Raw genomic sequence first — 11,276 nt, 5'->3', positions numbered from 1 at the left:
AAAACGCCGCGCGCCTGCGCGAGGTGGCGGGATGCTTGGTGTTGACCGCCGATTAACACCCTAACCTGGAGGCGGGGAGCGAACGCTCCCCGAACCCGGTGTCACCGTGCGTTGAAACGTGCGTTGCTGCGCGAACGCACGCTACGTCCCACTCCCTACTCCCCACTCCCTACTCCCGCCATGACGCTTGCCCGCGCCGCCAGGTGACGGATCAAGGCCGAATAATCGAGCGGCTTGGCCTCGGCCGGCAACTGCGCCAACAGATCGCACAACACCGGCGCCAGCCGCGGCGCGAGCCCGCTGGCCTCGGCGTGGCGCCTGGCCCAGCCTAGGTCCTTTTCCAGATTGGCCAGCGAAAAACGCGGCGCGTGATCGCCGTCCAGATAGCGCTGGCCAAGCCGCCGGTATAGCGGCGACGCAAGCCCGCTGCCATCGAGCGCCACCAGAAAACGCGCCACGTCCAAGCCGTGCGCCCGCAACAACGCAATGGCCTCGCCCAATCCCCCCGCCATCAGCCCCACCAGCAAATTGAGCGCGAGCTTGGCGGTATTGCCGGCGCCGACCGGCCCCAAATGAAACAATGCCCGCCCCAGCGCTTCCAGCATCGGCCGCGCCCAGGCCACGTCCGCCGCCGCGCCGCCTACCAGAAAATTCAGCGTGCCGTGACTGGCGTCGTGCACGCTGCCGGTCACCGGCGCCTCCACCAACGGCCAGCCGCGCGACGCCGCCTCGGCGGCCAATGGCACGAGCTCGGCCGGAAAATGCGTACCCAGATCGATCAGGCAACGCCCTCGCGCCGGCGCCGCCAGCACGCCCTCCGGCCCCATCAGCACCGCCCGCAGCGCTGCGCTGTCGGTCAGCACCGACAATACCCAATGCGCGCCGTCGATCGCCGAACGCGGGCTATCGTGGACGCTGGCCCCGGCCGCCGAGAGCGGCTGCGTCTTGCCCACGCTGCGGTTGTAGACGCGCAAGCGCCAGCCCCGCGCCAGCAGCCGCTGCCCCAGCGCCGCCCCCATCGCGCCGCAACCGATCAGCGCCACCGTGCCGCGTAGCGCCGGCGTGCTCATTGTCCCTCCTCGGCGATTTCGACCACCGCCTTGAAACGCTCGCGCCGTTCCAGGGCGGCGAAATAGTCCGGCACCGCCGCCAGCGGCAAACGGTCGGGGAACATGGCGTCCAGCACCGGCCGGCACGACGGCAAGGCGGCATCGATCTCGGCTCGCTGGCCGATCGGATCGCCGATGACGAAATGCAGGCTGATCTGGCGCTGCATCAACGCGCCCCAGTCCACGGCAAATGGCCCCGCCTGCACGCCCACGCCGGCGGCGCGCCCGCCCGGGCGCAGCAATGCCAACGCCGAGCGCAATCCCTGCTCGCCGCCCACGGCATCGACCGCGGCATCGAACCGGCCAAGGAGATCGGCGGCGCTATCCGACAAAGGCATGCGCGCCGCCACCTCTCGCACCGAGAGCCCCACGGCGCGCGCCCTGGCCGCCCGCGCCGGGCTCGCCTCCAGCAATAATGGCGTCACACCGCGCGCCCGGGCCAGGAAAGCGGTCAACGTACCCACCGGGCCGGCGCCGACCACCGCCAAGCGCTCCCACGGCGCAAGTTGCAAGCGCGCCAGCGCCGACAAGGCGGTCGGCAGCACGTCGGCGGCCAGCAGCCCGGCGCGCGCGTCCGCGTCCGGCGGCAGCGGCGTCAGCGCCGTACCGGCCCAGGGCACGCGCACGAACTCGGCCATGCCGCCGTCCAGTCGCGGCTGCAAGCCGGAAAAACCGAACAACCGCCGGCCGAGGCACTGCGCATACCCGCCGCGACGGCAAGCGCCGCACTGGCCGCAGGCGACGAAATCGCTGCAACGCACCCGCAGCCCCGGACGCAGATGGGGGACCGCCGGGCCCGCCGCCGCCACCTCGCCGACAAACTCATGGCCGATCACCGTTCCCGGCTCGAAGTCCGGCACCGCGCCACGGTAGATATGCAGGTCCGTGCCGCAGGTCGCGGCATGACGCACCCGCAACAGCGCATCGTCCGGCGCGACGAGCCGAGGCTGCGCCACCTCGGCAAGCCTGAGCTGCCGCGGCCCCGCCCACACCACCGCGCGCATCGTGCTCATGGGGCGGCCATGGCGCGGACGGCGTGGAAAAACCCCGGATAGGCGTCGTTGACCGCGCCGAACCCCTGCGCGCGATACCATGCGGCCACCTCGCGCCGGCCGTGGCGGAATTGATGCGGCGGCATCACGTTGTCGAACGACAGAAACACCGCGCTGCGATACAGCGACGCCAAGGACGGCCGGTCCGGATAAATCGGGAAGCGGTCCTTGTTCACCAGGTATTGCGCTTTCAAAAACCGCAACACCAGCGGGAACAGCGCGGTCACATACAGATGACACAAGGCGATGGTCAGCCAATGCGGCAGCCGATGCCCAAGACGCAGGAAATGGCAGTCGCGCTGACGGTACAGGCCGGCCCAGAAACTGTCTTCCTCGGGTAGCGGGTACAGCCACGTCATGAAGTCGCCGCCGGGCGCCACCAAGGCGCCGACGGCGCGAAACGCGCGCAAGGTGTCGGGCGTGTGGTGCAGTACGCCAATGCTCATGGCGAACTGCAGGCTATGTTCGGCGAAGGGCGGATACCAGACGTTGGCCTGGACGAAATACAGGTTGGGCAGATCGCGGTTTTCCCATGCGGCGCGCGCGATGGCGTTGGACTGATCGATCGCCACCACCTGATGCTGCGGAAAACGGCGCGCGAGCTCGCTCGCCTTCTCGCCGCTGCCGCAGCCGGCATCCAGCAGCCAAGCGCCGTCGGCGCAGCCGCTCAACCCCGGCGTGAACTCGCCCACGAACCAGTCCATGAACTTGCCGATTTCGTAGCCGTACATCACGGTGCGGCGCTCGGCGCGGCCGAACTGACGTTTCTTCCATTGATAGGTGAAGCCGGAGCGGCTTTTGGGCACCAAACCGTCCTGCAGCATCAGCCGCGGCACGCCCTGCACCACCGGGTAATGGCGCTGGCAGGCGCGGCAGGCCAGCTCGCCCTCCTGCACGCCGCGCGGGTCGCAGGTCTGTTCGCCCATCAGCCGCAACTGACCACGGCACAGCGGGCAACGTAGAATTTCAAGCAATTTGCGGCGCATCGCTCGGCTCCTCGACCTCATCGACGTTTCTCGCGGCGTGCGCTCGACCGTAACGGGCATCCAGCGCATAACGGGTGCTTTGGCGCAGCACGGTCTCGATATCCGGCAACACGATGCCGGCCGCCGCGAGCGTGGCCTGGGTGGCGTCGCAATCGAAGTCGCGCTCCTCTTCCAGGTACGAGTGATAGGTGCGCTGCAAGAACTTCACCGGGCTGCGGCGGAAGCGCTGCAGCTCCTGCGCCGTCGCCCGTTGCGACAGCTCGCGCGCCGACAACATGCGCGGCGTCTCCAGCACGCGCCCCGGCGGCAGCCACGCCGCCAGCTCCTGATACATCGAGCCGAACACCAGCCCGAAATTCGGGCTTCGCGCCAGGCCGGCGGTCAGGTGATAGGTCCGCCCGAGCGCGTGGGGCAATTCGCCCAGATGCAGCATCGCCTCGCACACATAGTCGGTCGGCACGAAATCGGGCCGCACGGCGGTATTGACCACCAGCAGAGGGATCTTGTCGCGCGCGGCCAGGCGCACGAACTCGTAGTAGCCGAAAAACTTGCGGATGCGGCCGCTGCCGGTCTCGCCGATGATCTGGCTCGGGCGGTAGATGGTGACCGGCAGCTGCTCGCGCGCCTGCGTCACCAGCGTTTCCGCCTCCAGCTTCGACTGCTCGTAGGCGTTGCAGAACCCTTGACCGCAGCCGAGCTCGTTTTCGCCGAGCCGGCCGCGCCGCGTGCCGGCGACATAGGCGGTGGAGACGTAATTGAGGCGGAAATCGCTGCCGCCTTGGCGCAGGCAGGCATCGGCGAAATCCAGCACCTGGCGGGTGCTATCGACATTGGCGGCGCGCGACGCGGCGAGCGGCAAACCGAAATCGACGCTGGCCGCCAGGTGGAACACCCGCACGGTGCGCTCGGCCAACGCGTGCCAGACCGAGGCATCCAACCCGAACCGCGGCTGACCGATATCGGCGCGGCATGCCGACACGCGCGCGCGCTCGGCGGGCGCGAGGCCGCCGAAATCCAGCGCTTCGGCCAGACGGGCATTGACCTCGCTGGCGTCCGCGCCGCGGATCAACGCCACCACCTCGCAATGGGGATAGCGGCGCAACAGGCGCGGCAGCAGCGCGCTGCCCAGCCCGCCGGTCACGCCGGTCATCAAGATCGCGCCATTGAACCTGTTCAACTTGTCATTCATGGGTTCTTGCCCCCAAGACACGCCGCTTAGCGGCTGCGGTGAATCACATAATCGACGAAGGCGGCCAAGCGCTCGCGATCGATCGGGTTGAGAAAATCCATCTCCGCCACCAGGGTCTGGGTATTGGCGACATACTGCAGGGCAATGTCGCGCGCGGCGTCGAAGGCGCCGCTCGACTGCATCAGCGCCACCGCGCGCCCGAGCCGGCCAGGGTCGTCGGTGCGGCTTTGCAGGATATCGATCAGTTCGTCGCGCGCCGGGGACGGCAGCCGCTCCAACGCCAACAGCACTTGCAGATTGATCTTGCCTTGGGTGATGTCCTCGGCCAGCACCTTGCCCCACTTGTCGTCGCCCGGCTGCACGTTGAGGATGTCGTCGATGATTTGAAAGGCGATGCCCAGCTCCTCGCCCAGCGCGGCGAACCGCGCCACCTGATCGGGCGTCGCGCCGGCGGCGATGGCGCCGATCTTCAACGGCAGCCGGTAGGTGTACGAGGTGGAACGGTGCACCACCGACTGCAGATATTCGGCCGGCGTGCCGTCCAGCCGGCCGATCCAGGGCCAGGTGGTGTCGATGGTGGTGCCGATGCCGGTGACCCAGTGCTCCCAGGCGATCTGATCGACCAGCGACTGCGCCTGCGCCGGGGCGAGGCCGGCATCCGGGGCGGTCAAGAGCTTGAGATAGACATTGAGCCAGGCCGATCCGGCGGCGCCGGCGACGCAGACGCCGACCATGCGATGCGCGGTCGGGCCACCGCGGCGCAACGGCGAATCGTCGGCCACGTCGTCGAGCACCAGCGACGCCGCGTGAATGATCTCGGCGATGGCCACCACCGACGGCAGCGAACGCGGATCGCGCTCGAACGCCTGCATCACGCTGCACACCAGAAACGGCCGCAGCATCTTGCCGATGCGCAAGTGGTAGGCACGGTAGGGGATCAGCCAGGCGTCGCGGACCGCCTGCAACATCGAGGGCGATAGCGGCACCCCCAGCGCGTCTTCCAAAAAGGGCTTGCTCGCCAGCCGGTCGATGGTGGCGAGCACGGTTTCGCGGCACCACGGATACCACTGCCGGTATTGGTCGGCCAGCACGGGGGCCATGTCGGCCAGGAAATCGTCGCAATATTGGGCGGCTGCGTTCATGACAACTTATCTCCGGCAATCGGCGCGGCGAGCGCATCGAGGAAATCGGACAAGGCGGCGCCGGCCGCGGGCGACAGCCGCTCGGCGCCATAACGGGCGGCATCGTCAAGCCGCTTGGCGCTATCGGCCAACACCTGCCGGTCGCAGGCGAAACGCCAGTGGATGCCGGGTTCGACCGAACGCCGGCCGGCGAACAGAATGGCGCGGTCCTCGCCCTCGGCCAGTGCCCGAAGCCGCAGCGACACCCCCAGCGCGATGCCCGCCTGCCTGAGCTCGGCCACGCCGCCGTCGTCGAGCCCCGCGGCCACCGCCGCGGTCGCCGCCGCGAGCCCAAAGCCGGGCGCGCCGCAGTAATTGCTCAAATGCGTCAGGTAATGGAGCAGCGAGCCGTGCGCCAACCCCTGTTCCACACCCCAGATGTCGAACAGGCATCCCAGGTGTTGCTGAAACAGGTAATGCCGCGCCAGGCGCAAACGATCGGCGGGCGCGAGTTCGGGAGAACGCCGCATCACCAATACCGGCGCGAGTTGGCGCGCGTTGTAGGCGACGGTGACCCATACCGGCAACGGCATGGTCAGCTGCTCGCCCTGGCTTTCCGCCAAATCGCGGCCGTTATGCACGTCGTCCAGCATGCACGAGGCGAGATGGCTGAATTCCAGCGCGGCCAACAGCGCCGGATGCCGGCGCTTGTCGCCGCCCAGCGCGTCGATCAACAGCCCGGCCAGCACGGGCTTCAACCGGGCATCGTGGCGCGCCGCCCAGGCGCGCATCGGTTCGAAAAAACCCTGCTCCAGCGCCGGCCAGTCCCAGCCGAAGCGCGGCCGGTCGACCACCTCGGCCAGCCAGTCCATGTCCTCCCGCTGCGGCAGGTAATGACGCAGGGCCGCCGTCGCGCACGCTTGCGCGGCCTTGAATGGCATGCTCATCCCATCAACTCTCCAGGGTCAAAAAACGCGTCCACACCATGCCGGCCGCCAACAGACTACCGCCGTACAAGATGTACCAATGAGAAGCCCAGTCCTTTTCCGGCTGGCGCCGGAACCAGGCGAGAAACCACAGCCCGACGGGCAGATGCACCACGGCGAACAACAGGCAGCCCGGCGTCAGCACCCGGGACACCGCGCCCCAAGCCATCAGCGCGCAGGTCGATAGATGCACGAGACCCAGCAGCCCATAGGTCGCCCGCTCGCCCACCCAGAGCGGCACCGTGTTGAAGCCGGCCTTGGCGTCGCCCGGCATATCGCGGATATCCCACAAGAGCTCGACGAAGTAATCGAGCAGGAAGCTCAGCGCGATGGCCTGCACGGCGGCCGCCCCGGGCGTCGCGCCGGCATACAGATAAGGGGTCAACACCAGCGCGAGCGACCAGAACAGGCCGGCGTACAGATTCTTCAGCACCGGAATTTCCTTGATGCGCAGCGACCGGCCCCGGTATCGGAAGGGCAGCGGCCGGCTGTAGCACGTGCCGAGCCAATGCACGACGCCGCCGTACAGCACAAAACGCCAACCGGCGCACAGCGATAGCAGGAAGCCGCCGATGAAGCAGACGGCGATCAGGGCCCGGGTCTGGGCATTGCGGTCCAACACGCGATAGCGGCGGTTGTAGTTGACGCTGTCTTCCTCGGCGTCGGTGTAGATGTTGTAGAAATAGCCGCCGGCCGTGGTCAGCACGATCATCAGGTAATAGCCGAAACCGAGCGGCAAACCGAGCGCCTGGTTCCAGAAAGCGGTCATCACCACCGGCATCAGCGCGATATGCAGCCGGTTGGTGGCGATGAAGCCCGCGGTATCGATACTCAAAGCACGTAGATTCATGCGGTCACCTGCACAGTAGGGAAAGCAGTTGGTCGAGCGCCTCGATGCGATGATCCGGCGCCGGGCCGGCCGCCGCCGCGCCCGGCGAGGACAGCAACACCGAGCGCGTGCCGGCAAGGTGCGCCAGCGCCACGTCCTGCCGCGGCGAATCGCCGATCACCACGCTGCTTGCCCGTTGCATGGCCGACAGGCCCATCACCTCGCTCAGCACGTACGGGTTGGGTTTGCCGAGCACCAGCGCTTGCGTGGCCAGCGCCCGCTCCACCCTGACGACGGTCTGTCCCGGGCCGGCATGGCTGCCGGCGCCATCGGCAAACGCCGCATCGCGGCATGTGGCGACCAGCAGCGGCCGTGGCGCGGCCGCCAGCCGGCGCAACGTGTCCTCGTCCAAATCGGGCGCGCGGCCGACCACCACGGTGTCGGCCTCCTCCGGCGCCACCCAGGAGACGAACTCGCCGCACGTCCGTTCGATCTCCTCGCCCAGCGCCGGCGAGCCGACCAGATAGACACGGCGCGGCCGGCCGTCGGCGCGCAGAAAATGCGCCACCGTCATGGCCGCGGTGTACACCTCGTCCACGGCGGCCTCGACGCCGGCTTCGGCCAGTTGCGCGGCCACGTCGCGCCGGCTGGCGCTGCTGGCATTGGTCAAAAAACGCAACGCATGGCCGGCCGCGCGCAATTGCGCCAGCACCTCGCCGGCCGGCAGATGGCCGGGCGGTTCGGCGCGGCCGAGCAGCACGCCATGCAGATCGAAAATCAGCGGAGAAAATAATGCGTCGGACATGGCGGTTCCTCGTCAGGCCAACAGGGCCGAGACCGGCCGCGCGCCTTGGCTCAGCGGCCGGTGCCAGTAGGCGCGCGAAACGAAATAGGCGGAAAACTGGCTAAGCAGCGACAGCCATTCCGGACGCAACGCCGGCTGGGCCGACATCAGTGCCGCGTTGGCCGCTTCGATGTGGCGAGCCACCTCGGCGCGGCATGCCTCGACCGCGCCGCAGCGATGCAAGATGGCGATGATGTCGCCGTGCGCCAGCGCCGACGGGTTGCCGGCTTGCCAGGCGAACAGCGCGTCGCGGTCGGCGCCCTCGGCCAGCATTTTGGCCAGCGCGTACAGATAGGTCGGCTTGCAGTGCAACAGATCGCTGGCGACGCCGCGGCCCTGCCCCTTTTCGCTGGCCGCGTCCAGATCCGCCAAGTCGTCTTGCAGCTGGTAGGCCAGCGCCGACGATCCCGCCCAACGCGCCAGCGCCTGCTGGCGGCCGACACCGGCGCCCGCCAGCCGCGCGCCGGCATAGGCGCATAGCTCGAACAGCCGGCCGGTCTTGAGCCGGGCGTTGTCGAGGCAGGCCTCGGGCGCCGGCATGGCGCCTCCTTCGTGGAACACGTCCTTCAGCTGCGCCGCATTGTCGAACAGTTCGTGCGCTTCCAGCGCGCGCGCCACGTCCAGCAGCGCGCCGGCGTCAAAACGGCTGCCGAGCAGCAAGCGGCCGGCCAGCGCCCGGCAGACCTTGCCGTAGGCAAAGGCGGTAATGACGCCGCGGCGCATGCGCCCGTTGACGAACACCCGTCCGGCGCCGGCCGCGCCGCCGGGCCGCGCGCCGAACCAATCGGCGAATGCTTGGTGCACGGTCGGCCAGCCGCGACGCGCGCTGTCCTCGTCGTAGATGTCGTCATGCACCAGCGTGTGGTGGTGATACAGCTGCAGCGCCGCCGCCACCGGCTCGATGGCGGCCTCGTCGCCGTCGCAGGCGCGGTGCGCCAGCAGCACGGCGATGCCGTGCATGCGCTTGCCGTCGCAATCGAGGTAGTGCCGCAGCCAGCGGTAGACGCGGCCGATCAGCGGATGATCGCGTTCCGGGCCGCATTGCTCCTGCTCGGCGATCGCGGCGGCCAGACAATCGTCGATGCGTTGTCTGAGCCGTTCGAGCGCTGCCGGCATCTGTTGAGGGGAATCTCGATGGACATTCATGAATGCGCGTTTCCTCCATTCAAACCAGCGCGGGCCGGCCGGCTCGCCGTGGCGGCGTTTGCGGATGGTCGGCGTCGCCGCCGGCCAGATACAGGTAATGCCAGAGCTGGGTACTGACCACGAAGGTGGCGCCGAGGCCCAGCGCCAGCCGTTGCAGATAACGTCGCGCCTTGCCGCCGGTCTGCGGCGGCGCCGCCAGCGCGGCCAACAGCGCCGCCACCCGGGCCGGGTCGAAATAGCCGTACTCCGCCAATCGTTGCGGCGACAGCAGCTCGGCGTAGAGCGGCGCGGCATGCGCGCCGACGAATGGCGTGCCGAAGGGCATGACGAACCGGGTTTTGCGGCGCCAGGCGATCTCCGGCGGCAGCCAGCGCTCGGCCGCCAGACGCAGCACGTGTTTCTCGCGCCCGTGCCGCAGCTTGAAGGCCGGCGGCAACGCGGCGGCGAATTCCACCAGTTCGCGCGCCAGGAACGGATAGCGTCCTTCCACCGAATTGGCGGCGAAGATCCGGTCGCCATGCGTGCCCAGCAAGTAGTTGGGCAACATCACCTGGTAGGCGACCGCGAGCGACCGGTCGAGCCAGTGGCGCCCGCGCACGGCCTCGGCGTCGAAAACGAAACCGTCCCAATGTCCGCCCGCCGCCGCCAGCGCGCGCAGCGGCGGCGCCAACAGCGGCGTCAGCACCTCGTCGTAGAGCGCCCATTCGTACGCCTGCGCCGGCACGCAGCCGAAGTGCGCGCGCCAAGCGTCAAGCCGCGTCTCGTCCGGCAACAGGCAAGCGCTGCCGTAATGGCCGGCGAACAGCGGCCGCGCCAGCGTGCGCAGCGGCGCGAGCCCCGGCGCGGTCAACGCGCCGAAGCGGCGGTACTGGCGAAAGGCCAGATAGCCGCCGAAGGCCTCGTCGGCGCCCTCGCCGGTCAACACGATTTTCGAGCGCCCCGAGGCCGCCTCGGCCAGTCGCAGGAGCGCCGCCGCCTCGGTGGAAATCACCGGCGTTTCGCCGTGCCAGATCAAGCGCGGAAACGTCTGGGCGATGGCCGCCTCGTCCACTTCGATCGGCGTGAGCGCCACGCCCAGCCGGGAGGCGGTATGGCGCGCGGCATCGCCCTCGTCGAGATGCCGATGCTCGGACGTGGCGCAAAACGCCGCCAGCGGCCCGGCGCCATCGGCCTGCAACAGGGCGGCGATCAACGCCGAATCGATGCCGCCGCTCAAGAAGCCCGTGGCGGCGAACTGCCCCTGCGCGTGGCTCGCCACCGCGCGCTGCAACCGTTCGGCCACCCCATCCGCCGCTTGCCGTTCGGTCAGCGCGGCATGCTCGCCGGCCAACGGAAACGTCAGCGACCAATAACGCCGCTCGATGGTCCGGCCTTGGCGGCAACACAGCATATGGGCGGCCGGCAATTGCCTGACGCCGGCAAACGGCGTCAACGGCGCGCACACCGTGCCGAAATGCGCGAGCTGCAGCAGCGCCCGCGGCTCCGCCTGGCGCGGCATACCGGCCACCTCGAACAAGCCTTTGATTTCCGAACTGAAATAGAGCGCGCCGCGATGCCATGCCCAATGCAGCGGACAAATGCCCATCGGATCGCGCGCCAGATAGAGCACGCCGCGCATCGGGTCGGCCAGGGCGATGGCGAACTGGCCCTCGAGCGCGTTGAAACAGTCGGCGCCATGCTCGCGATATAAATGGGCGATCACCTCGCCGTCGCAGCCGGAGCGCAGACGGTAGCCGCCCCGCGTCAACGCGGCGCGCAAGGCGTGGTGATTGTAGATTTCACCGTTGAACACCACCTGCACGGCGCCCGACGCGTCGCTAAACGGCTGTCCGCCGCCTTCGGCGTCGACGATCGCCAGCCGTGCCGAGGCCAGAACCATCTGACCGCTCGCCACGGCCGCCGAACTGTCCGGACCGCGATGCTGTTGGCGCGCGATCATGCGCCGCGCTTCGGCCACATCGTCCATGGTGGCCGCCCTGGGCAGCCAGGCCCCCGCAATGCCGCACATGCCGGC

The 11,276-nt window shown here is 68.9% G+C and carries 10 protein-coding genes; all 10 read right to left on the bottom strand.

Features of this window, described 5'->3' with window-relative positions; translation table 11 throughout:
- Nucleotides 1–155 precede the first annotated feature (155 nt).
- From JOZ06_RS18670 to asnB, 10 genes are read right to left on the bottom strand one after another with little or no spacing between them, the layout of a single operon-like run.
- A complete protein-coding gene (locus JOZ06_RS18670; protein WP_293235211.1) occupies nt 156–1,070 on the bottom strand; it encodes an NAD(P)-dependent oxidoreductase in 915 nt (304 codons plus the stop codon).
- On the bottom strand, nt 1,067–2,122 hold the full coding sequence (locus JOZ06_RS18665; RefSeq protein WP_293235210.1) for an alcohol dehydrogenase catalytic domain-containing protein: 1,056 nt from the start codon (nt 2,120–2,122) through the stop codon (nt 1,067–1,069). Before JOZ06_RS18665 ends, JOZ06_RS18670 begins: the two co-directional genes overlap by 4 nt.
- Nucleotides 2,119–3,147, bottom strand: a complete 1,029-nt coding sequence (locus tag JOZ06_RS18660; RefSeq protein WP_293235209.1) for a methyltransferase domain-containing protein — start codon at nt 3,145–3,147, stop codon at nt 2,119–2,121. Before JOZ06_RS18660 ends, JOZ06_RS18665 begins: the two co-directional genes overlap by 4 nt.
- On the bottom strand, nt 3,128–4,336 hold the full coding sequence (locus tag JOZ06_RS18655; protein WP_293235208.1) for an SDR family oxidoreductase: 1,209 nt from the start codon (nt 4,334–4,336) through the stop codon (nt 3,128–3,130). The genes JOZ06_RS18660 and JOZ06_RS18655 overlap by 20 nt, the downstream gene beginning before the upstream one ends.
- Nucleotides 4,337–4,362: 26 nt before the next feature.
- The gene (locus JOZ06_RS18650; protein ID WP_293235206.1) at nt 4,363–5,478 is read right to left on the bottom strand and encodes a polyprenyl synthetase family protein; all 1,116 of its coding nucleotides are present in this window, start codon (nt 5,476–5,478) and stop codon (nt 4,363–4,365) included.
- A complete protein-coding gene (locus JOZ06_RS18645) occupies nt 5,475–6,404 on the bottom strand; it encodes a hypothetical protein (RefSeq protein WP_293235204.1) in 930 nt (309 codons plus the stop codon). The genes JOZ06_RS18650 and JOZ06_RS18645 overlap by 4 nt, the downstream gene beginning before the upstream one ends.
- A gap of 4 nt (nt 6,405–6,408) precedes the next feature.
- The gene (locus JOZ06_RS18640) at nt 6,409–7,293 is read right to left on the bottom strand and encodes a UbiA family prenyltransferase (protein WP_293235202.1); all 885 of its coding nucleotides are present in this window, start codon (nt 7,291–7,293) and stop codon (nt 6,409–6,411) included.
- 4 nt (nt 7,294–7,297) lie between these two features.
- Nucleotides 7,298–8,077 (bottom strand): HAD hydrolase-like protein, encoded by a 780-nt coding sequence (locus tag JOZ06_RS18635; RefSeq protein WP_293235200.1) that lies wholly within the window; start codon nt 8,075–8,077, stop codon nt 7,298–7,300.
- 12 nt (nt 8,078–8,089) lie between these two features.
- Nucleotides 8,090–9,262, bottom strand: coding sequence for a polyprenyl synthetase family protein (locus tag JOZ06_RS18630; RefSeq protein ID WP_293235198.1), 1,173 nt, complete (start codon nt 9,260–9,262; stop codon nt 8,090–8,092).
- A 19-nt stretch (nt 9,263–9,281) separates the two neighbouring features.
- The gene (gene asnB, locus JOZ06_RS18625) at nt 9,282–11,270 is read right to left on the bottom strand and encodes an asparagine synthase (glutamine-hydrolyzing) (RefSeq protein ID WP_293235196.1); all 1,989 of its coding nucleotides are present in this window, start codon (nt 11,268–11,270) and stop codon (nt 9,282–9,284) included.
- Nucleotides 11,271–11,276: the final 6 nt, after the last annotated feature.

The organism is Paludibacterium sp. (assembly GCF_019232825.1).
Taxonomy (GTDB): domain Bacteria; phylum Pseudomonadota; class Gammaproteobacteria; order Burkholderiales; family Chromobacteriaceae; genus Paludibacterium.
Note: the sequence above shows the minus strand (reverse complement) of the source record. Positions and strands in the feature narration are given on the sequence as shown.

Bases quoted from the DNA above. Each gene is read 5' to 3' on its own strand.
- asnB (WP_293235196.1), bottom strand. From the start codon at position 11,270: ATGTGCGGCATTGCGGGGGCCTGGCTGCCCAGGGCGGCCACCATGGAC.
- JOZ06_RS18660 (WP_293235209.1), bottom strand. From the start codon at position 3,147: ATGCGCCGCAAATTGCTTGAAATTCTACGTTGCCCGCTGTGCCGTGGT.
- JOZ06_RS18635 (WP_293235200.1), bottom strand. From the start codon at position 8,077: ATGTCCGACGCATTATTTTCTCCGCTGATTTTCGATCTGCATGGCGTG.
- JOZ06_RS18665 (WP_293235210.1), bottom strand. From the start codon at position 2,122: ATGAGCACGATGCGCGCGGTGGTGTGGGCGGGGCCGCGGCAGCTCAGG.
- JOZ06_RS18655 (WP_293235208.1), bottom strand. From the start codon at position 4,336: ATGAATGACAAGTTGAACAGGTTCAATGGCGCGATCTTGATGACCGGC.
- JOZ06_RS18630 (WP_293235198.1), bottom strand. From the start codon at position 9,262: ATGAATGTCCATCGAGATTCCCCTCAACAGATGCCGGCAGCGCTCGAA.
- JOZ06_RS18645 (WP_293235204.1), bottom strand. From the start codon at position 6,404: ATGAGCATGCCATTCAAGGCCGCGCAAGCGTGCGCGACGGCGGCCCTG.
- JOZ06_RS18650 (WP_293235206.1), bottom strand. From the start codon at position 5,478: ATGAACGCAGCCGCCCAATATTGCGACGATTTCCTGGCCGACATGGCC.
- JOZ06_RS18670 (WP_293235211.1), bottom strand. From the start codon at position 1,070: ATGAGCACGCCGGCGCTACGCGGCACGGTGGCGCTGATCGGTTGCGGC.
- JOZ06_RS18640 (WP_293235202.1), bottom strand. From the start codon at position 7,293: ATGAATCTACGTGCTTTGAGTATCGATACCGCGGGCTTCATCGCCACC.